General features: G+C 45.7%; 2 pseudogenes. Both read right to left on the bottom strand.

The window, feature by feature from the left end:
• Positions 1 to 151 (bottom strand): annotated as a pseudogene (locus R7P64_RS24560) (efflux RND transporter periplasmic adaptor subunit); the annotation flags it as partial.
• Positions 151 to 549: pseudogene (gene vmeT / locus R7P64_RS24555) on the bottom strand (multidrug efflux RND transporter periplasmic adaptor subunit VmeT); the annotation flags it as partial. The pseudogenes R7P64_RS24560 and vmeT, both read right to left, overlap by 1 nt.

Raw genomic sequence — 549 nt, 5'->3', positions numbered from 1 at the left:
CTTTAAACGCTCGATATTGGCTTTTCACTGGCGCGTCAACTGAAATAGTCGAAACATACAACGGTTGTTCGCCTACGTTTTGGCTATCACTTTGGCAACCAGTAAGAACGGCCAAGGCGATGGCCGATACTGCGAATAGAGAATGCTTCATTAAATGCCTTCCTCACGAATCCAAGCTTTCACCACTTGCCCTTCGACTAATCGTTCTACGCCAGCAATAACCACATAGTCGTTGTTATCCAAACCTGACTCAATCGCACCACTTTCATTTAGTGACAATGTCACCTTATTCACTTGTTGCGTTGAGCTATCCATCACCCAAACTTCACCTTGGTTCTCTTGCTTGTTTACCCAAGCCGATGTCGGCAACATCATGGCGTTAGACTTGTTTTGCTTAGCAATGTGTACTTGTCCTGTCATCCCAGTGAGCAAGTTGCGATCGGTTGGTCGAGTGATCGTCACAATCCCTTCATAACTGTTGGTATCGATGTTTGGCTGCGTTGAGATTTCTTTGAACTTACCCGGAATACGTTTGCTTGGTTCGCTGTC

It is taken from the genome of Vibrio sp. 2304 (assembly GCF_033339475.1).
GTDB classification, from domain to species: domain Bacteria; phylum Pseudomonadota; class Gammaproteobacteria; order Enterobacterales; family Vibrionaceae; genus Vibrio; species Vibrio alginolyticus.
Note: the sequence above shows the minus strand (reverse complement) of the source record. Positions and strands in the feature narration are given on the sequence as shown.